Source organism: Noviluteimonas gilva (assembly GCF_009740395.1).
Taxonomy (GTDB): Bacteria; Pseudomonadota; Gammaproteobacteria; order Xanthomonadales; family Xanthomonadaceae; genus Noviluteimonas; species Noviluteimonas gilva.
Genome location: NZ_WOXT01000001.1, coordinates 441422 through 457653, shown reverse-complemented (window position 1 = coordinate 457653; position 16232 = coordinate 441422). Strand labels below are relative to the sequence as shown.

At 68.0% G+C, this 16232-nt stretch carries 17 protein-coding genes; 7 read left to right on the top strand and 10 right to left on the bottom strand.

The annotated features are described in order from the left end of the window. Positions 1–369: 369 nt before the first annotated feature. The 3 genes from dnaG to rpsU all read right to left on the bottom strand — a co-directional run bounded on the left by dnaG (position 370) and on the right by rpsU (position 2946). Positions 370–2097, bottom strand: coding sequence for a DNA primase (gene dnaG, locus GN331_RS02115; protein WP_156639907.1), 1728 nt, complete (start codon positions 2095–2097; stop codon positions 370–372). Between the two features lie 43 nt (positions 2098–2140). Then, on the bottom strand, positions 2141–2590 hold the full coding sequence (locus GN331_RS02110) for a GatB/YqeY domain-containing protein (RefSeq protein ID WP_156639905.1): 450 nt from the start codon (positions 2588–2590) through the stop codon (positions 2141–2143). Between the two features lie 140 nt (positions 2591–2730). Further along, the gene (gene rpsU / locus GN331_RS02105) at positions 2731–2946 is read right to left on the bottom strand and encodes a 30S ribosomal protein S21 (protein WP_036170822.1); all 216 of its coding nucleotides are present in this window, start codon (positions 2944–2946) and stop codon (positions 2731–2733) included. A 189-nt stretch (positions 2947–3135) separates the two neighbouring features. On the opposite strand from rpsU, the gene tsaD reads away from it, so the two are divergent. The 3 genes from tsaD to folK are packed head-to-tail and all read left to right on the top strand — an operon-like array spanning position 3136 to position 5005. Next, entirely contained in the window at positions 3136–4176 is a 1041-nt protein-coding gene (gene tsaD, locus GN331_RS02100) for a tRNA (adenosine(37)-N6)-threonylcarbamoyltransferase complex transferase subunit TsaD (protein ID WP_156639903.1), read from the top strand. Next, positions 4173–4529, top strand: a complete 357-nt coding sequence (gene folB, locus GN331_RS02095; protein WP_156639901.1) for a dihydroneopterin aldolase — start codon at positions 4173–4175, stop codon at positions 4527–4529. The genes tsaD and folB overlap by 4 nt, the downstream gene beginning before the upstream one ends. Beyond that, a complete protein-coding gene (gene folK, locus GN331_RS02090; RefSeq protein ID WP_197427042.1) occupies positions 4526–5005 on the top strand; it encodes a 2-amino-4-hydroxy-6-hydroxymethyldihydropteridine diphosphokinase in 480 nt (159 codons plus the stop codon). Before folB ends, folK begins: the two co-directional genes overlap by 4 nt. On the opposite strand, the gene GN331_RS02085 is transcribed toward folK, so the two are convergent. Continuing rightward, complete coding sequence (locus GN331_RS02085) at positions 5002–5742, bottom strand: pteridine reductase (RefSeq protein ID WP_156639897.1); 741 nt, start codon at positions 5740–5742, stop codon at positions 5002–5004. The two genes, folK and GN331_RS02085, sit on opposite strands and share 4 nt — an antisense overlap. 57 nt (positions 5743–5799) lie before the next feature. Between GN331_RS02085 and GN331_RS02080 the strand changes: the two genes are divergently transcribed. Together GN331_RS02080 and GN331_RS02075 are read left to right on the top strand one after the other, a co-directional pair. Next, positions 5800–7002: a class I SAM-dependent methyltransferase gene (locus tag GN331_RS02080; protein ID WP_156639895.1), complete on the top strand. Its 1203-nt coding sequence runs from the start codon at positions 5800–5802 to the stop codon at positions 7000–7002. 71 nt (positions 7003–7073) lie between these two features. Continuing rightward, on the top strand, positions 7074–7403 hold the full coding sequence (locus GN331_RS02075) for a VanZ family protein (protein ID WP_425489256.1): 330 nt from the start codon (positions 7074–7076) through the stop codon (positions 7401–7403). Between the two features lies 1 nt (position 7404). On the opposite strand, the gene GN331_RS02070 is transcribed toward GN331_RS02075, so the two are convergent. The 6 genes from GN331_RS02070 to GN331_RS02045 form a co-directional block, all read right to left on the bottom strand. Beyond that, on the bottom strand, positions 7405–8631 hold the full coding sequence (locus GN331_RS02070; protein WP_156639891.1) for a multifunctional CCA addition/repair protein: 1227 nt from the start codon (positions 8629–8631) through the stop codon (positions 7405–7407). Positions 8632–8647: 16 nt separating this feature from the next. Beyond that, the gene (locus GN331_RS02065) at positions 8648–10669 is read right to left on the bottom strand and encodes a lytic transglycosylase domain-containing protein (protein WP_156639889.1); all 2022 of its coding nucleotides are present in this window, start codon (positions 10667–10669) and stop codon (positions 8648–8650) included. Between the two features lie 114 nt (positions 10670–10783). Continuing rightward, positions 10784–11521, bottom strand: coding sequence for an endonuclease/exonuclease/phosphatase family protein (locus tag GN331_RS02060; RefSeq protein WP_425489270.1), 738 nt, complete (start codon positions 11519–11521; stop codon positions 10784–10786). Positions 11522–11541: 20 nt separating this feature from the next. Beyond that, positions 11542–12387: a thiol:disulfide interchange protein DsbA/DsbL gene (locus tag GN331_RS02055; protein ID WP_156639884.1), complete on the bottom strand. Its 846-nt coding sequence runs from the start codon at positions 12385–12387 to the stop codon at positions 11542–11544. A 60-nt stretch (positions 12388–12447) separates the two neighbouring features. Next, entirely contained in the window at positions 12448–13086 is a 639-nt protein-coding gene (locus GN331_RS02050) for a thiol:disulfide interchange protein DsbA/DsbL (protein ID WP_156639883.1), read from the bottom strand. Positions 13087–13197: 111 nt separating this feature from the next. Beyond that, positions 13198–13965 (bottom strand): c-type cytochrome, encoded by a 768-nt coding sequence (locus GN331_RS02045; RefSeq protein WP_156639881.1) that lies wholly within the window; start codon positions 13963–13965, stop codon positions 13198–13200. Positions 13966–14120: 155 nt separating this feature from the next. Between GN331_RS02045 and yihA the strand changes: the two genes are divergently transcribed. Continuing rightward, on the top strand, positions 14121–14720 hold the full coding sequence (yihA, locus tag GN331_RS02040; RefSeq protein WP_156639879.1) for a ribosome biogenesis GTP-binding protein YihA/YsxC: 600 nt from the start codon (positions 14121–14123) through the stop codon (positions 14718–14720). A gap of 129 nt (positions 14721–14849) precedes the next feature. Continuing rightward, positions 14850–16226: a glutamate--cysteine ligase gene (locus GN331_RS02035; protein ID WP_156639878.1), complete on the top strand. Its 1377-nt coding sequence runs from the start codon at positions 14850–14852 to the stop codon at positions 16224–16226. Positions 16227–16232 lie beyond the last annotated feature (6 nt).

Sequence of the window (16232 nt, the reverse complement as noted above, 5' to 3'; positions counted from 1 at the left end):
AAACTGCGCCGTCCGTCCCGTTACATCGCGACGCACTCCGCAATCCCCGCACCGTCCGCGCCACAGGCGCGCGGGATGTGACGCGCTGCCCAAACATCGGGCGGCGGCGCGCGTCATATCGGTCCTCCGGAATTAGGGGATTCCATCATGCGAGACGACAAGAACGCCGACCGCAGCGAGCGCAGTGCGCGCTTGCTGCTCTTCTTCGCACTGTGCGCCGCGGTGATGTGGGCGCTGGCGAGCGCACCGGCCTGAGCTGGCTTCTCCTGCGCAGGCAGGGGCAGGGTTGAAGGATTTCCAAAGCGCGACCGTGCGCGGACGACATCCGCTTTCAGCCTTCCCCTGCCTTCGCGGGGGCATTGATCGCGATCAGCGCTTCGCAGCCCGCCGGTCGAGCAACAGCGAGCGCAATTCGTTCTTTTCATCCGCGTTGAGCGGCGCTTCGCTGGCGTTGAGCTCTTCGATGCGCTGCTGCACCGTCTGGTCCTCGAGCTGCACCATCACGTCGAGGAACTCGCGCTCCCATTCGCCTTCGCCCGGAAGCGTCTGCGTGGCGAGCTTGTGCAGCGCCGCGGCTTCCTCGCGATCGCCGAAGTGTTCGAGCACGCCGCCGGTGCGGATGTCGGGACGCTCGCGCACGAGCGCGACGAGTTCGGACAACAACTCCACGCCGGGCTGTCGCAACGCCGCGAAGCGATACGGCGGCTCCAGCGCGAGGGCCAGCGACGGCTGCTGCAGCAACAACGCGATCGCGCTGCGCACCAGGCTCCGTTTCGGCGCGGGGACGCTGGGTGCGTTGCGCGCGCGCTGCGTGGGCACGTGCGTTTCCGGCCCGCTCGCACGCGCACCGAGCCCGGTGAGTTCGGTCAGGCGCTGCTTCATCAAATCACCGAACGCGCCGTCGGGAATCTGCGCGAGATACGGCTTGCAGCGTTCGGCCAGGCGCGCCTTGCCGTCGAGGCTCGACAGGTTCACGTCCAGGCTCATCTGCGCGTAGAAGAACTCCGACAACGGTGTTGCCTGGCGCAGGCGCGCGTCGAAGCCCTCGCTGCCTTCCTTGCGGACGATGGAGTCGGGATCCTCGCCGTCGGGCAGGAACAGGAAGAAGGCCTGGCGGCCGTCCTTCATGCGCGGCAGCACCGATTCCAGCGCCTTCCATGCGGCGTTGCGGCCCGCGCGATCGCCGTCGAAGCAGAAGAACACGTCGGCGGCATTGCGGAACAACAGCTCGGCATGGTCCGGCGTGGTCGCCGTGCCGAGCGTGGCCACCGCCTGCGACACGCCGTACTGCGCGAGCGCGACGACATCCATGTAGCCCTCGACGACGATCAGCCGATCGAGCTTGCTGTTGACCTGCCGCGCCTGCCACAGCCCGTACAACTCGCGGCCCTTGTGGAAGAGCGGCGTCTCGGGCGAGTTGAGGTACTTCGGCGAATCCTCGGGGTCGAGCACGCGCCCACCGAAAGCGATCGTGCGCCCGCGACGGTCGGCGATCGGGAACATCAGCCGATCGCGGAACTTGTCGTAGATGTGGCCCTTGTCGTTCTTCGAGAACATCCCGCCGCGTTCGAGCAACTGCATGCGGCGTTGATCGGTGCCGAGTGCGTCGCGCAACGCGTTGAAACCGTCGGGCGCGTAGCCGATGGCGTAACGCTCGGCGATCTCCGGCGCGATGCCGCGTTTCTCGACGTAGGCCTTCGCCTTGTCGCTGCCGGCCAGATGCTTGCGGAAGAACTTCGCCGAAGCGTCGAGCGCGGCGAACAGGTCGACCGTGTCGTGGTTCTCGTTCTTCTGCTGCGTGTCGCGCGGGATTTCCATCCCGACGCGCTTGGCGAGTTCGTCGACCGCGTCGAGGAATTCGAGGCGGTCGTAGTTGATCAGGAACGAGATCGCGGTGCCGTGCGCGCCGCAGCCGAAGCAGTGGTAGAACTGCTTGGTCGGCGAGACGGTGAAGCTGGCCGAACGTTCGTCATGGAACGGGCAGCGCGACGCGAATTCCTTGCCCTGGCGCTTGAGCGGCACGCGCGCGGCGATCACCTCGACGATGTCGGTGCGCGCGAGCAGGTCGTCGATGAAAGCGTCGGGGATGCGGGCCATCGGTATCAGGATGCCACGCGGCGAACGCGCGCGCGGGACGGGATCAACCGCCGGCGAGGCGGCGCTTGACGATGGACGAGACCTCGCCCATGTCGGCCTTGCCGGCCAGGCGCGGCTTGAGCACGCCCATCAGCTTGCCGATGTCGCCCGGGCCAGCGGCGCCGCTGTCGCGGATCGCGCCGTCGATGACGTCCTCGATCTCCGCTTCCGACATGCGGGCGGGGAGGTAGTGCTCGATGATCGCGATCTCGTTGCGCTCGATGCCCGCCAGGTCTTCGCGGCCGGCGGCGTCGTACTGCGACACCGAGTCGCGGCGCTGTTTCACCATCTTGTCGAGCACGGCCACGACCTGGGCATCGTCCAGGCTGATGCGCTCGTCGACTTCCTTCTGCTTGATCGCGGCATTGATCAGGCGGATGACGCCGAGGCGCTCTTTCTCGCCGGCCTTCATCGCGGTCTTCATGTCGTCGGTCAGCTGGTTCTTCAGGCTCATGGGACGTTCCTTGTGGGTCGGTGCCGGATCAACATGGGGGCATCGCAGAAATGCGAAAAGCCGGCGGCGCTTGGGGCGCGGCCGGCTTCGCGAGGTGCTGACTGAAACGCTGGGGCGAGAGGCTCGCCGCCGGCGCGGGCTCAGTACAGGCGCTGGCGCTTGGTGACGTCGCGCGAGGTGCGACGGGCCTGGCGCTTCACCGCGGCAGCGGCCTTGCGCTTGCGTTCCTGCGTCGGCTTCTCGTAGAACTCGCGCTTGCGGGTCTCAGCGAGCACGCCGGCCTTCTCGCAGGTGCGCTTGAAGCGGCGCAGGGCAAACTCGAAAGGCTCGTTTTCGCGGACTTTGACGCTCGGCATACGGTTTTCTCGGTCTTCTGTTGGGTTGCTGCACAAGTGGACGACCACCGGGCAGACCCGGGGAGCCGCGTATGATAGCCGCGACCTTTCCGTCGGCGCAACCGCGCCGCGGGAGGGTAATCAGCATCTCCGCGGGCGCAACCGCGCCGCGGGCCTAGTTTTCACATCCGCAGGCCCCATCTGCCCCCCATGCGCGTCCTCGGCATCGAAACCTCCTGCGACGAAACCGGCGTGGCCGTCTACGACACCGCGCGCCCGGGCCCCGAGGGCCTGCGCGCGCACGCCGTCTACAGCCAGATCGCCCTGCACGCCGAATACGGCGGCGTGGTGCCCGAGCTGGCCAGCCGCGACCACGTCCGCAAGCTGTTGCCCCTTATTCGCCAGACCCTCGCGGAAGCCGGCCTCACCACCGCCGACCTCGACGGCGTGGCCTATACGGCGGGTCCGGGGCTGGTCGGCGCGCTGCTCGTGGGCGCCGGCGTGGCCCGCTCGCTGGCCTGGGGCCTCGATGTCCCCGCCATCGGGGTGCATCACATGGAAGGCCATCTGCTCGCACCCTTGCTGGAGGATCCGGACCTCAAGCCGCCCTTCGTCGCGCTGTTGGTCTCCGGTGGCCACACGCAGCTGGTCGGCGTGGATGCCATCGGGCGCTACCGGCTGCTCGGCGAAACCCTGGACGACGCCGCGGGCGAGGCCTTCGACAAGACCGCCAAGCTCATGGGCCTGCCGTATCCGGGCGGCCCGCAACTGGCGAAGCTCGCCGAGACCGGCACGCCGGGCGCGTACAAATTCTCGCGGCCGATGACCGATCGCCCGGGGCTCGACTTCTCCTTCAGCGGATTGAAGACGCAGGTGCTGCTCGCCTGGCGCGACAGCGATCGCACCGATGCCACGCGCGCGAACATCGCGCGGGGCTTCGAAGACGCCGTTGTCGATACGCTCGCGATCAAGTGCCAGCGCGCGCTGGATGCCGCGGGTTGCGACACGCTCGTCGTCGCCGGTGGCGTGGGTGCGAACAAACGCCTGCGCGAAAAGCTGCACGCCATCGCCGACAAACGCGGCGGCCGCGTGTGCTTCCCGCGCCCGGCGTTGTGCACGGACAATGGCGCGATGATCGCCTTCGCCGGCGCGCTGCGCCTGGAAGCCGGCCAGAGCGCGGGCCGCGAAGTGCACGTGCAGCCGCGCTGGGATATGGCATCGTTGCCCGCCGTCCAGCCCGCGACCGCATGACCGACAAAGTCTTCATCGAAGGCCTCCAGATCGAGACGCTCATCGGCATCTACGATTGGGAGCGCCGCATCCGGCAGCCACTCGTGTTCGACATCGAGATGGCGTTCGACAACCGCAAGCCTGCGGCGAGCGACGCCATCGAAGACACGCTCGATTACAAGGCGGTGAGCAAGCGCCTGATCGCGTACGTATCGGCGTCGGACTTCGGTTTGGTCGAAACGCTTGCGGAGCGTTGCGCCGCGTTGATCCTCGAAGAATTCGCCGTCTCGCACGTGCGCCTGAAATTGAGCAAGCCCGGCGCGGTGCGTGGCGCGCGCGCGGTGGGCGTGCTCATCGAGCGCAGCCGCGCGTGACGCAGGCGTATCTCAGCCTCGGCAGCAACGTCGAACCCGAGCGCCACCTGCGCGCGGCGATCGCGGCATTGCGCGCGCGCTTCGGTGAGATCGTCCTCTCGCCGGTGTATCGCGTGCCTGCGGTGGGCTTCGACGGCCCCGATTTCCTCAACGCCGCGGCGATCATCGACACTGATCTGGATCCGTTCGCGTTGGTCGAATGGCTGCGTGCGCTGGAAAGCGACAACGGCCGCATCCGTGGGCACGTGAAGTTCAGCGATCGCACGCTGGACATCGACCTGGTCTACTTCGACGACCTCGTGCTCGACCTGCCGGACCTGCAACTGCCGCGGCCGGAGTTGCGGCATGCATTCGTATTGCGCCCGTTGGCCGACATCGCGCCGTCGTTCGTCGATCCCGTTCGCAAGGTGACGCTGGCCGAGTTGTGGCGCGCGCATCCGGACTTCGCCGGCGTGTTGGAAACCGTCGCGCTTTAGGTTTCGAGCAAGCGCCCGCCGTCGAGGCGCACCACCTGGCCCGTCATGTACGTGGCCTCGCGCAACAACCACCGCACGGTGTTCGCGATTTCGTCCGGCGTGCCCGTGCGATGCAGCGGCGTGCGATCGAGCATGGCCTGCTTCGCCGCATCGTCCTTGCCGCCGTCGGGCCACAGGATCGCGCCGGGCGCGATGGCGTTGACGCGCACGTCGGGCGCGAGTTCGAGCGCAAGCGCGCGCGTCATGTGCACCAGCGCGGCCTTGCTCATGCCGTAGATCGCGTGCGTGCGCAGCGGACGCTCGGCGTAGATGTCGGCCATGTTGACGATCGCGCCGTGCGTCGCGCGCAGATGCGGCGCCGCGGCTTGCGCGAGGAAGAAGGGCGCGCGCGCATTCGCGCCGAACAACGCATCCCATTGGTCGGGCGTCGCCTTTCCGAAAGGTGTTGCGAAGAACGACGACGCGTTGTTGACCAGCGCGTCGAGGCGACCGAAGCGGCCGATCGTGTGTGCGATGAGTTCGGGCAGGCGATCGAACTGCGCAAGATCGGCCTGCAACACGAGGGTCGAACCGGCGCGCGCGGCTTCGAGTTCGCCGGCCAGCGCATCCGCATCGCCCCGCGAGGCGTGGCAGTGGATCGCCACGTCGTAGCCATCCGCATGCAGGCGGCGCACGATCGCCGCACCCAGACGGCGGGCACTGCCGGTGACCAGGGCAACGGGACGGGCGGTCGTCATGGGCGCTTGCGGTCCTTCCGGCTATCCTGCCGGCATTGTCGATGTATTTGCCCGTCCATGTCCGCATCGCCGGAACACCAAGCCATCCCCGCGCCCGACGCCGACGCGCTCGCCCACAGCGAACGCCTGCGCCGCGCCCTGCAGGAACACATCCAGGCCTCGGGCGGTGCGATCCCGTTCTCGCGCTTCATGGAGCTGAGCCTCTACGCACCGGGGCTGGGCTACTACAGCGCGGGCGCGACCAAGTTCGGCGCCAGCGGCGACTTCGTCACCGCGCCGGAGCTCGGGCCCTTGTTCGCCGCGTGCGTCGCCGACAGCCTCGCGCCGGTGCTGCAGCAACTCGGGCCGCAGGCGGATGTCGTCGAACTCGGGGGCGGCAGCGGCGCGTTCGCGGAAGTGGCGCTCAAGAAGCTGCTCGCCGCCGATGCATTGCCCGCGCGTTACGCGATCCTCGAACCGAGCGCCGACCTGCGCGAACGCCAGCAGGATCGCTTGCGCGAACGCTTGAACCCGCTCCTCTTCGACCTGGTGGAATGGCTCGACGCACCGCCGCAGGGTGCGTGGGACGGCGTGTTGTTCGCGAACGAAGTGATCGATGCGCTGCCGACGCCGCGCTTCACGCTGCGCGAGGGCGAAGTGTTCGAAGAGTACGTGGCGCTCGACGATGAGGGCCGCTTCGTGCGCACCGATCGCCCGGCCGATGCCTTGCTCGCCGCGGCCGTGCGCCATGTCGAACGCCAGCGCGACGAACCTTTCCCCGACGGCTATCGTTCCGAACTGCTGCCGCAATTGCCGTACTGGGTGCAGGCCGTCAACGGCGGCTTGCGCAAGGGCGCGATGCTGTTCGTCGACTACGGTTATCCGCGACGCGAGTTCTATTCATCGCAACGCACGAACGGCACGTTGCGCGCGTTCCGCCGCCATCGCATGGCGGAGAACGTGTACGACCTGCCGGGCCTGCAGGACATCACCGCCTCCGTGGATTTCACCGCGCTCGCCGAAGCGGGCACCGGAGCGGGCTTCGATCTTTCCGGCTATTGCACGCAGGCGAGCTTCCTGATCGGTAACGGTCTTGAGAGCAACCTCGCCGCCGCCGAAGCCCGCATGCACGACGAAGCCCAACGCTATCGCCTTCGCCAGGAAGCCAAGCACCTCACCTTGCCCGGCGAAATGGGCGAACGCTTCCAGGTGATGGGGTTCCAGCGCGACGTCGAATTCGGCACCGCCTTCCTCGTCGGCGATCTGAGCTGGCGCCTGTGATGCGTTGGCCGGGCGCGGGGGCGACGAAAGCCTTCGCACGCCCGCAACGTTGGCTCGGCATTTGGTGGGCAATGATCGCCGTCGTCGTGGTGGGTTCGCTGCTGCCGGCGCTGTTGCTGCCGGACCTGCCTGAGGGCAGCGACAAGATCGAACACTTGCTGGGCTACGCGATCCTCGCGGGGATGGCGGTGCAGGTGTTCGCGACGCGGCGTGCGTTGATCGCCGCGGCGTTGTTCCTCGTGGCGTTGGGCGTGGGAATCGAAGTCGCGCAGGACCTGCTGACGACGACGCGCGCGATGGATCCGTGGGATGCCGTCGCGAATACCTGCGGCGTGCTGCTGGGCATGGCGACTGCGCTGACGCCGGCGCGCGATGCGCTGGTGCGGAGGGATTCGCGCTGAATCAGGCGGGCGTGCGGGCCTGGTGGATGGCCTGGATGCGCGCCTTTGCGAGCGCTTCGCCGAATGCGGGACCTTCGAGGCCTTCGCGCGCGACATCGGCGGCGCGGACCGACTGCGCGACATCGAGCAGGCGCATCAGCTCCTCGCGCTGCGGATAGGGCGCATCCTCCAGCCCCGTGCGGCCGCGCTTGTCGGATTCGCAAACCAGGCCGAGCTGCGCGAGCCGCGCCGGCTGCCGGAAGCCATCGCAACGCTGCAGCAACTCGTGCACGGTGCGGTCGCGCAACTCGAACAGGCGATGCACGTTGAGGTGTTCGCGGCAGGCGATCTTCGCCAGGTCGCGATGTTGATAGGGGACCTTCAGGCGATCGCACAAGGCTTGCAATGGTGCGAGGCCCGCGTGCTCGTGGCCGAGGTGTTTGGGCAGCACGTCTTCCGGCGTCAGCGCCTTGCCGAGATCGTGCGAAAGCGCGGCGAAGCCGACCACCGCATCGCCCGGCGCGAGCGTCGCAGCCATGTCGCACACCAGTTCGATGTGGATGCCCGTGTCGACTTCGGGGTGATACTCCGCGCGCTGCGGCACGCCGTACAACGCATCGACCTCGGGCAGCACGACGGCCAGCGCACCGCAGTCGCGCAAGGTGCGCAGGAAGGCCGACGGCGTTTTCGACGCGAGCGCGCGCACCAACTCCTGCCACACGCGCTCGGGCACGAGCTCGGCCATCTCGCCGGACGCCACGATTTCGCGCATGAGCGCCATCGTCTCCGGCGCGACGGTGAACCCGAGATCGGCGAAGCGCGCCATGAACCGCGCCGCGCGCAACACGCGCAACGGATCCTCGACGAACGCAGGCCCAACGTGCCGCAGCACGCGTTGCTCGATGTCGCGCGCACCATGCCAGGGATCGACGAGCACGCCGTCGTCATCCTGCGCGATCGCGTTGATGGTGAAGTCGCGCCGCTGCAGGTCTTCGGCGAGCGTCACGCCGGGATCGGCATCGACGACGAAGCCGCGATACCCGCGGCCGGACTTGCGTTCGGTGCGTGCGAGCGCGTACTCCTCGCCGGTCTTCGGATGCAGGAACACCGGGAAGTCGCGACCCACCGGTTTGAAACCCTGCGCAAGCATCGCCTCGGGCGTGCCACCGACGACCACGTAATCGCGATCGCCCGCCGTCAGCCCCAGCAGGCGATCCCGCACCGCACCGCCGACGAGATAGGTCTCCATCGGCCTGATTCTAGGGCTACTTCGCGGCGACCGCCGTGGGGCAGACGAAGGACTTGCGGGTGCCCGCACGCCCGCGCATGCGATCGCTCACCGGCGCGGCATCGCCATTGAGGCGCCAGTCGTAGATCACGCTGAAGGCCAGCACGCGCGCGACGTACTCGCGCGTTTCCTTGTAGCTGATGGTCTCGATCCAGAAATCCGGATCCATGCCGGGCCGCTGCGCCTGCCAGCGGCCGAGCGGCGCGGGGCCCGCGTTGTAGCCGGCGAGCACCATGTAGGGCGGGCCGTACTTGTCGTACAGCTGGCGCAGGTACGCGGTGCCGATGGCGATGTTCGCGTCGGGGTCGTACAGCGTCGACACGCCATTCCAGGGCAGGCCGATGCGCTTGGCAGTGGCCAGGCCCGTCGCGGGAAGGACCTGCATCAGGCCCATCGCGTTCGCGCCCGAGCGCGCGTTCGGATTGAAGACGCTCTCGGCACGAATCTCGGCGGCGACCCACGCGGGATCGAGCCCGTTCTTCGTCGCCTCGCGGCGGATCGTCGCGTCGTGGTGCAAGGGAAAGCGCAGGCCATACATCCGCGTTTCCTCGGGCTTCTTGCCGAGGGCGAACACCGCGCGGTCGAACCATCCATGGTCCTGCGCGACCGCGACGGCCAGGCGCCGCTGCGTGTCGTCGAAACGCGACAGCGCCTCGTCCCATTCGCGCTGCGCCCAACCCGGGCGATCGGCCTGGTACAGCGCCATCGCACGAATGATGGCGGGATCGCGCGCGATCGCCGCCTGCTGCGGCGTGCCCAGCGTGACGTCGACCGGACACAGCGCATACGGCTGGCCGATGCGATCGGCGGCGAGGAAGCCATGGAATTCCGGCTTGCGCGCGGCCTCGCGATACAGCGCCTGCGCGCCCGCCTTGTCGCCGGCGATCTCGGTCAGTCGCGCCTGGAAGTAGGTCCAGCGCGAATCGTTGCGCTGCTTGTCGCCCATCTTGCGGACGGCGACGAGCGCGGCCGGCCAATCGCTGCGCGACATCGCTTCGCGCAGGCGCCACTCGTGCAGGCGGTCGTCGTACGCGCTTTCGGGCACGGCGTTGAGGCGACGCGCGGAATCGGGTTCGTAGGACGCCACCGTCCACAGCGCCGCCTGGTACAGCGGGCGTGCGCGATCGGCTTCGGTGAAATCCAGCGCGCTCGCGAACTTCGGCAGTTGCGTGTCGACGAGTATCGGCGCCGACTTCGCCATGCGCGCGAGGCCCTGTGAAGCCATCAGTCGACTGCGCGGCGTCTTCGGCCACGTCAGCGCGCGATCGTGCACCGCTTCGAAGAACGCGGCGTAGTCGTTGGCCAGTGCGAGATCCGCAGCCGGCAACCCGCGCGCGGCGCTGCGCATGACCGACGGTTGCCACGCGTTAGCCGCGGCTTCGATGCGCTCCCAGCGCATCGCGTCGGTCAAACCACCCTTCGAGGCCAACACCGCGAACGGCGCGTCGCACGCCGCCGGCAGCGCCTTGCCGGTGCTGCGCCACATGGCCTGCGCGTCGGCCGTCCACATGGCATCGGTGTTTCCGGTCGCTGCGCGCGCTTCGAGTTCCGCGCAGCGCAATGCGTCGTCCTTGATCGACGACGACCACGCGCTCCGGAACGCCGGCCAATCCTCGCGACGCGAGAGCGCGGCGAGCCACAGGTCGCGGAACGCGCCTTCGAGCGCCTGGCCCTTGTACTTGGCGAGGAATGCCTGCGCGCGTGGCGTGGGAAGCGTGTCCATGTCGCGCTTGAGCTGCGCGAACTCGACCCAGCCTGCGAGCGGATGGTTGGCGAGCGCCGCCATCTGCCCCGCCGACAGCGTGCCGCGCTCGGCGGCAGCGAACGCATCGCGGATCTGGTCGCGTTGCGGCACGACCTTGATCGGCGCGTTGCGCAGCGGCGGCGGCACGATCTTGCCGGTGGCCGGGCTGGCGGGCGCGGGTTTGCCTTCCTGTGCGATCGCCGAAGACGAACAACACAAAAGGGCGACGAAGAGCGGCAGGGAATGTCGCAGCATGGACGATCCGTTGGGGGAGACGAACGACCTGGGCCGACTATAGCCGAGCCCTCGTGAATCGATCAGTCAGGAAAGACCTTCAACGGACGTCAGGAATTCCTGAGTTCGCCCACGTCAGCGCAGCGCGTGTTCCGGCACGTCGATCTCCGCGGCGATCGCGAGATGATCGGAATACGCCGCCGCGAACGCTTCCATCCGCGCGACCTGCAAATCGCCCGTCGTGAGGATGTGGTCGATCGCGCGCTGCGGCCGCCAGCTCGGGAAAGTCGGCACGCACAGCGACGGCGGCTGCAGGCGCGTGCGCTTGTACAGCTGCTGCATTTCCGGCCGGTCCGGATCGCAGTTGAAGTCGCCCATCAGGATCGCGTGCGGATGGTCGTGCAGCAGCTCGGCGATGAAGGACAGTTGCGATGCGCGCGAACCGGCGCCCAGCGACAGATGCGCGACGGCCACCGTCAGCCCGTCGTCGCCGTTGCCGAACTGCGCGACCAGCACGCCGCGCCCGCGCACGCGGCCGGGCAGGGGATGGTCGTGCACTTCGACGGGTTCGAGCTTCGACAACAGGCCATTCGCGCTCGAGGCGAAGCCGCCGACGTTGCGGTTGGGCTGATGGCTCCAGTACGCGAAGCCCCCGCGTTGCGCGAGGTAGTGCGTCTGGTTGGTGAACCCCGAGCGCAGGCTCCCGGGGTCGCTTTCGTTGAGGCCGACGATGTCGTGGCCGCCCGCGAGTTGCGCGATCGCATCGAGGCTGCCGCGCTTGTTGCCGGCGGGCAGCACGTGCGACCAGCTGCGCGTCGCGTAGTCCGTGTAACGCCGGGTACTCGACCCGGCCTGGATGTTCGCGCTGAGCAGCTTGAGGCGGCGGTGCGTCATCAGCCCTGCGACGGCGCCGCGGCGGCCGGTGCACCACCGGCGGCAGCGCGTTCCTTCGCGATCAGGCCGCTGGCGATGCGCAGCATGTCTTCGAAGCTCTGGCCGGTGACCTTGTACTTGCCGTTGACGATCAGCGTCGGCGTGCTGTTCGCGCCCGAGCGGATCATGAACTGCCGGCCCTTGTTGACCTGCGCGCTCACCGAGAACGAGTTCATCGTGCTCAGGAATTCCTTCGGGTTCGCGCCGTACTTGCCGTAGAAGTTGGCGATCTTCTGCTCGTCGACCGGATCGCCTTCGCCCGGCATCGACTGCGTGAGGTGGATCTCGCGGATCAGCGCGCTGTGCGAGCGATCGACCAGGCCCATCGATTCGGCGACGTAGAAGGCCTTCGCGTACGGGTTCCACTCCGCACCGAACGGCGCGGGCACGTAGGAGAAGCGCACGTCGGCGGGAAGCTTGGACTTCCACGCGGAGACCAGCGGATCGAACGAGGCGCACGCGGGGCAGACGTAGCCGAAGACTTCGACCACTTCGATCTTGCCGTCGAGCGGCTTCCACGGTTCGCCACCCTTGATGGTGACGTAGTCGGTGCCTTCGACCAGGCCGGAGGGATCGTTGGCGCCGGCGAGCGCCTGTTGCGCGGCGGCGTCGGCGGCGGCGTTCGGGGCCGGGGCGGCGGTCGAGGCCGAGACCGGCGCGGCGGACGTGCTCGCGGCGGGCTCGTCGGCGCTGGCCGGCATCGCGGCGGTGGACTGCGCGGTGGGGGCGGTGGGGGTCGGCGCTTCGGTCTTGCCGCAGGCGGCGAGGGCGAGGAGCAGGAGAGGGAGCAGGACGCGTCGGGTCATGGGGTCGATCCTCCAGCGGGATGCCTGAATGTCAGGTGGGCGGATGGGTGGAAGGGAAGGTCAGCGGGGCGGATTGGCGATCAGCGCACTTGCGATGCGCAGCATGTCGTCGAGCGACCGGCCCAGCACGCGGTACTTGCCGTCGACGATGATCGTCGGCGTGCCTTGCAGCTGGATGCGCAGCGAGAAGTCGCGCGCGGCCTGCATGTTCTTCGCGACCTGCGGGCTCGCGAGCGCGGCGGTGAATTTCTTCGCGTCGACGCCCTGGGTGGCGTAGTACGCCGTGAGTTCGGCGTCGGTGGGATTCATCGGCAGCACTTGCTCGTCGTGCAAGGCGCGGAACGTGGCGGCGTGCGTGCGCGACAGCGTGCCGAGCTGCTGCGAGGCGAAGAACGCGCGGCCGAAGGGATCGTCCAGGTCGTAGCCGGCAGGCACGTAACGCACCTTGACGTTCTTCGGGAGCTTCGCGCGCCAGGCGTCGATCTTCGGCGCGAGGTCGTGGCAGTGATGGCAGGTGTAGGCGAAGACTTCGGCGACTTCGATCTCGCCCTTGCCCACCTTGTCGAAGGTGCCGGGGTTTTCGAGCACTTCGTAATCGGTGCCCTCGACGACCGCGGGTGCGGTTTGCGCACAGGCGGCGAAGGGGAGCACGAAGGCGAGGAGGAGGGTCACCGGGAGAAGCGCGACGCGACGGATCATGCGGGTCCTTCGGGGGTCAAAAAAAACGCCGGTCCACAGTGTGGGACCGGCGTGCTGATCAAGGTCGTGAACGCTTCGACAGCTTCCGCCGGCGCAGGTTCCGGCCGTTGGTTATTTGCTTGCGGTGGCGTCGTCGGAGCGCTTGTGCAGGCCCTGCACGTAGCTCGCCAGCGACTGGATTTCCTCATCCGTCAGCTGCTTGGCGACCGACGCCATGATGTTGAACTGGTGCGGATCGGTCTGCGCGGTCGTGCCCGCGCGGTATTCCTCGAGGCGACGCTGCGCATAGGCCGACTGCTGGCCCGCGATGGCCGGGTAGGCCGGGCCCGGGTTACCGGCGCCGGCCGGACCGTGGCAGGCCATGCACGCGGGGATACCGCGCGCCAGGTCGCCCTGGTGGAACAGGCGCTCGCCCACTTCGTAGAACTTCATGCCGGCGTTGGGGCCGGTGGCGATCTTGGTGTCGTCCGCGACACCGGCGCCCGCCTTCTGCATGGCGAAGTGCGCGCCGAGGTCGCGCATGTCCTGCGCGGTGAGGGCGTCGGCGAAGGGCTTCATTACCGCGGACATGCCCGTGGTGCGCTGGCCGTTCTTGAAGAGTTCGAGCTGGTGCGCGATGTAGCGCTCCGGCATGCCGGCCAGTCGCGGGTACTGCGGATCGGTCGGGTTGCCGTCCAGGCCATGGCAGGCCGCGCACGTACCGGCCTTCTGGGCGCCGCGCTTCTCGTCGCCCCACACCGGCTTGGCCTCGACCAGCGGCTTGGTTTGCACCTGGGCATCGGGCGCAACCGGGGTCACCGTGGACTGGGCGAAGGCGACGGCGGCGACCGCAAAAGCGGCAGACAGACCGACGTAGCCGAGGACGCGTGCGTGGCGCATGCAAAGCTCCGAAATTGCTGGGTCCGGCGGTTGGGGACGCCGAGTGGTCGCCGACCGGTTTTCGGTCGCGAAGGCGCGGGATTATCGACGGCGCGCCACTGACCGGTCAAACCGGCGATCGGCCGGGGCTCGCCCGGCGTGCGATCCTTGTCCCCATGGCCAACCCCCTTTCCCGCGCCCGCTACGTGCTTTCGGCGCACAACTATCGTCAATTGCCGCCCGACCAGGGCTGCGAAGTGGCCTTCGCCGGCCGCTCCAACGCCGGCAAGTCCAGCGCGCTCAATGCGATCGCCCAGCAGAACGCCCTGGCCCGTGTCTCCAAGACCCCGGGCCGCACGCAGCAGCTGGTGTTCTTCGAAGTGGCGCCGTTCAAGCACATGGTCGACCTGCCGGGCTACGGCTACGCGAAGGTCCCCAAGGACCTGCAGTCCCACTGGCAGCAGTTCCTCGACGGCTACTTCTCCACGCGCGATGCGCTGCAGGGGCTGGTGGTCATCATGGACATCCGCCACCCGCTGAAAGACTACGACCGCCAGATGATCGACTACGCGGCACAGCGCGGCATCCCCGCGCATGCGGTGCTCACCAAGGCCGACAAGCTCTCGCGCGGCGCGGCGGCGAACACCTTGCAGGCCGTGCGCATGGAACTGTCGCGCGTGTACGGCGACACCGTGTCGGTGCAGACCTTCTCGGCCGAATCCAAGCAGGGCGTGGACGAAGCGCGCGCCGTGGTTTCGCACTGGCTCGACGTCTGACGCCATCCCCCCGTGTGCGGGAATCGCCCCGCACAAGTGTCAAGTTTGGAACGACGGCATCCTGCCTGCGTGAGGATTGCGTGGACGTTCCGGGGACTATAGTGCCGGGCCTGCTACGGATGGACCCGGATGTCGAGCCTGAGCAACGTCGCCGAGCTTCCCATCACCGACCGACGCGAGTTGGTCGAATATCTCGCGTCCGGCAGCAGGCCGCGCACCGATTGGCGCATCGGCACCGAGCACGAGAAGTTCGGCTTCCGCACCGACGACCTGCGTCCGCCCACCTTCGACGGTGAGCGCGGCATCGAAGCATTGCTCGAAGGCCTGGTGCGTTTCGGTTGGGAACCGGTGCGCGAGCATGGCCGCACGATCGCGCTCGTCCGAGACGGCGCGAGCGTCACGCTCGAACCCGCCGGCCAGCTCGAACTCTCCGGCGGCCAGCTGGAAACCATCCACGACACGTGTCGCGAGACCAACACGCACCTCACCGAGGTCAAGGCGGTCGCGAGCGAGTTGGGCCTGGGCTTCCTCGGCATGGGTTTCCAGCCCAAGTGGCGCCGCGACGAAATGCCGTGGATGCCCAAGGGCCGCTACAAGATCATGCGCGACTACATGCCCAAGCGCGGTGGCCTGGGCTTGGACATGATGACGCGCACGTGCACCGTGCAGGTCAACCTCGACTTCCAGAGCGAAGCCGACATGGTGAAGAAGTTCCGCACGTCGCTGGCGCTGCAGCCGATCGCGACCGCGCTCTTCGCCGACTCGCCGTTCACCGAAGGCAAGCCGAACGGCTTCCTCTCGTATCGCTCGCACATCTGGACCGACACCGATCCCGATCGCACGGGCATGCTCGACTTCGTGTTCGAAGACGGCTTCGGCTTCGAGCGCTACACCGACTATCTGCTCGATGTGCCGATGTACTTCGTGTATCGCAACGGCGAATACCTCGATGCGTCGGGCAAGTCGTTCCGCAAGTTCCTGGACGGCAAGCTCGATGTCACGCCGGGCGCGCTGCCGACCTTGCGCGACTGGTCGGACCACATGACCACCGCGTTCCCCGAAGTGCGCCTGAAGAAGTACCTGGAAATGCGCGGCGCCGATTCGGGCCCGTGGAATCGCATCTGCGCGCTGCCCGCGTTCTGGGTCGGCCTGCTGTACGACGATGCGTCGCTGGATGCCGCGTGGGACCTGATGAAGGATTACTCGCGCGAAGAACGCCACGCCCTGCGCGACGGCGTGCCGCGCCATGCATTGAAGTTGCCCGCGCGTTTGGGCAACACGCAGGCGACCGTGCGCGAGCTCGCCATCGAAGCGCTCAAGATTTCCGCCGCCGGCCTGGCGCGCCGCGATCGCCGCAACAAGAGCGGCGTCGACGAGCGCGTGTTCCTCGATCCGCTGATCGAAAGCGCCGAAGCGAACCAGACACCGGCCGAACGCAAGCTCGCGCTGTACGAAGGCCCGTGGGCGGGCAACATCGACCGCGTGTTCTCCGAATTCCAGTACTGACCGGCG

What these genes read in the sequence shown, in the direction of transcription:
- GN331_RS02085 (WP_156639897.1), bottom strand. Translation starts at nt 5,742, where the DNA reads ATGACGACCGCCCGTCCCGTTGCCCTGGTCACCGGCAGTGCCCGCCGT.
- GN331_RS02035 (WP_156639878.1), top strand. Translation starts at nt 14,850, where the DNA reads ATGTCGAGCCTGAGCAACGTCGCCGAGCTTCCCATCACCGACCGACGC.
- GN331_RS02055 (WP_156639884.1), bottom strand. Translation starts at nt 12,387, where the DNA reads ATGACCCGACGCGTCCTGCTCCCTCTCCTGCTCCTCGCCCTCGCCGCC.
- GN331_RS02075 (WP_425489256.1), top strand. Translation starts at nt 7,074, where the DNA reads ATGATCGCCGTCGTCGTGGTGGGTTCGCTGCTGCCGGCGCTGTTGCTG.
- GN331_RS02065 (WP_156639889.1), bottom strand. Translation starts at nt 10,669, where the DNA reads ATGCTGCGACATTCCCTGCCGCTCTTCGTCGCCCTTTTGTGTTGTTCG.
- GN331_RS02045 (WP_156639881.1), bottom strand. Translation starts at nt 13,965, where the DNA reads ATGCGCCACGCACGCGTCCTCGGCTACGTCGGTCTGTCTGCCGCTTTT.
- GN331_RS02080 (WP_156639895.1), top strand. Translation starts at nt 5,800, where the DNA reads ATGTCCGCATCGCCGGAACACCAAGCCATCCCCGCGCCCGACGCCGAC.
- rpsU (WP_036170822.1), bottom strand. Translation starts at nt 2,946, where the DNA reads ATGCCGAGCGTCAAAGTCCGCGAAAACGAGCCTTTCGAGTTTGCCCTG.
- folB (WP_156639901.1), top strand. Translation starts at nt 4,173, where the DNA reads ATGACCGACAAAGTCTTCATCGAAGGCCTCCAGATCGAGACGCTCATC.
- dnaG (WP_156639907.1), bottom strand. Translation starts at nt 2,097, where the DNA reads ATGGCCCGCATCCCCGACGCTTTCATCGACGACCTGCTCGCGCGCACC.
- yihA (WP_156639879.1), top strand. Translation starts at nt 14,121, where the DNA reads ATGGCCAACCCCCTTTCCCGCGCCCGCTACGTGCTTTCGGCGCACAAC.
- GN331_RS02050 (WP_156639883.1), bottom strand. Translation starts at nt 13,086, where the DNA reads ATGATCCGTCGCGTCGCGCTTCTCCCGGTGACCCTCCTCCTCGCCTTC.
- GN331_RS02070 (WP_156639891.1), bottom strand. Translation starts at nt 8,631, where the DNA reads ATGGAGACCTATCTCGTCGGCGGTGCGGTGCGGGATCGCCTGCTGGGG.
- GN331_RS02110 (WP_156639905.1), bottom strand. Translation starts at nt 2,590, where the DNA reads ATGAGCCTGAAGAACCAGCTGACCGACGACATGAAGACCGCGATGAAG.
- tsaD (WP_156639903.1), top strand. Translation starts at nt 3,136, where the DNA reads ATGCGCGTCCTCGGCATCGAAACCTCCTGCGACGAAACCGGCGTGGCC.